Annotated in this window: 1 protein-coding gene and 1 pseudogene; both read left to right on the plus strand. The window is 30.1% G+C overall.

Annotation, left to right across the window (positions count from 1 at the left end):
- Nucleotides 1–221, plus strand: a 221-nt coding sequence (locus KTO59_RS03985; protein WP_284928758.1) for a hypothetical protein, incomplete at its 5' end; no start/stop codon positions are given.
- A gap of 71 nt (nucleotides 222–292) precedes the next feature.
- Nucleotides 293–2,436, plus strand: a pseudogene (locus tag KTO59_RS03990) (hypothetical protein); the annotation flags it as partial.

Genomic DNA, 2,436 nt, shown 5'->3' on the forward strand with positions numbered 1-2,436 from the left:
TTTTTTTTATTTATCACACAACCCAAACTTCAAATAGCTGTTTTTTTCAAAAAAACAGCTATTTCAACTTTCAATATAAAACAATAACACAAACACAAAACGCAAGGCAAAACAATAAAACAAACCCCATTTACGCAACCAGGGTTTTTCAAAAACCCAGTTGCGCCATAACAATTTCCCAACCCCCACCACCACAAAAAAAAATAACGCAAAGGAAATAAAAAAAACAAACCAAAAAAACAATAAATGTAACAACCTTAAAAACCAAAATTCCAAGAAAGGAGGTCATTACATGACAAAACGTTATTTAAAATTTATTTATTATTTTTTCTTAATTATATTTTTATTTTTTACTTATTGTTATATTTATGCTAAAATATCAAATTATTTTTATCAAAAAAAGACTCACACCATTAAAATGTATACAACCCAAGAACTTAAAGACAAATGGCTTATCACACAACCAAAATTATTTATCCAAAACATTAACGTTGAGTCACGTAATGACATTCCAAAAATCATGGAATTATTTGGTATTAACGGCATTTCAATTTCGTCACTTACTCCAAGTTACAATTCCAATTACAGTGATTGTATAATTTGGAATTTAAAAAACCCTCAAGATGGTTTATTAGACATTTATTTTCAACCTCGACCTAATCCATTCAAAACAACATATCCTTGTGATCACGACAAATATACTCTCGATGATTTATTAAACCATAAAATCGCCATCGAAAAAGTTTACGTCTTTTGGGACATCAGCAAAGCCCAAATTGATCCTAATGTCAACATTCACACAATTAATTTAATTCATGATGTTAATATGACTAAAGATGCAAAAATTAAAAAATATTTAAATCAAGCTTATCAAGCTTATCATGATTGGTTAAATCAATGTCAAATTAAAAAAGATAAAAAAATATTATGTGAATGTGCTAGTTTAAATTCAAATGAAATAAATACACAAAAATATCGTGATTGGGAAGTATATTATGCACCTGAACCATTTCAAGTAGAAGTTAAACCCTATGACAGGTCTAAAATGTATGAAGATCAAGAAATTGATGCAATTAAAAATACAAAAATATTTGAATCTCAAAAAACTCAAATTAATGGAAAAGATGTTTATTATATAAAATTCAATTTATGGGATATTAAATTATATATATTTCAAGTAAATTTAAATAATGATGTACATTCAGACAATAATATGATAAAACATTTAAGTAATAAAAACGATAATACACCATTAGAAAAAATAGAATTAAAATTCAATCATGACGTTAGTTTAACTCCTCCTCCTTTTTTTCCACAACTTAAAGTTAATGATATATACGTCAATTTAGGTTGTTATAACGCAGTCCCTGATGGTCCAATCGTTGTACCATTTAATAAAAATGGCTATTTTGATTATAACAACAACAAAATTGAAGCTGTATATTTCGATGACGGAGTACGCGTTTTTACTAACTGTAACGAAGCTAATAAATTAATCAAACACGCCAACGGTGCAAAAAATATTTATCTTTTCAGTTTTGACAATGAAGAAACAATCGACCTCGGCGTAGTTGACAGCATGCAATATTCAACCAAAGAATGGATTAAAAACAACGTTAAAGGCGAAATCTACTACAACGACGAAAAATGGGGACATTGTACTGTCAAATCTACTGACATATATAATAATTACATATATACAATCAAATGCCGCGAAAGACAAATTATAACAATCTACCTCGACCCAGTCAATAACACACAAGAAATACAAGACAAAACCGAAAAATGGATTAATGACAACATTCGAGAAATAATCACCTACAACGACAAAGACTGGGGTAACTGTTATGTTTATACCTATAATTACAAATACATAATCAAATGTCATTTAAAACAAGAAATAACTAGAACAATAGACCTCGGCATAGTTAACAACATGCAAACCGCAACCATAGAATGGATTAACAACAGCATGCCAGGTTATAACAAATGGAACGACGAAAACTGGGGTAACTGTACTGCCAAATCCATAGACTCAAATTGTAATTACACATACACAATCATATGCCGTTTAAAACAAGAAAAAACTGAAACAATAGACCTCGGCATAGTTAACAACAAACAAGCCGCAACCGAAGAATATATTAACAACAACATGCCAGGTTCTAACAAATGGAACGATGGAAACTGGGGTAACTGTACTGCCAAATCCACAGACACAAACTATAAATACATATACACAATCAAATGCCGTTTAAAACAAGAAATAACTAGAACAATCGACCTCGGCATAGTCGAAGATAAAAAAATCGCAACCATAGAATGGATTAACAACAGCATGCCAGGTTCTAACAAATGGAACGACGAAAACTGGGGTAACTGTACTGCCAAATCCACAGACTCAAATTATAATTATAAATACACAATCAAATGCCG

This window comes from Candidatus Phytoplasma sp. AldY-WA1 (genome assembly GCF_020312115.2).
In the GTDB taxonomy this organism is placed as follows: Bacteria; Bacillota_I; Bacilli_A; order Acholeplasmatales; family Acholeplasmataceae; genus Phytoplasma; species Phytoplasma vitis.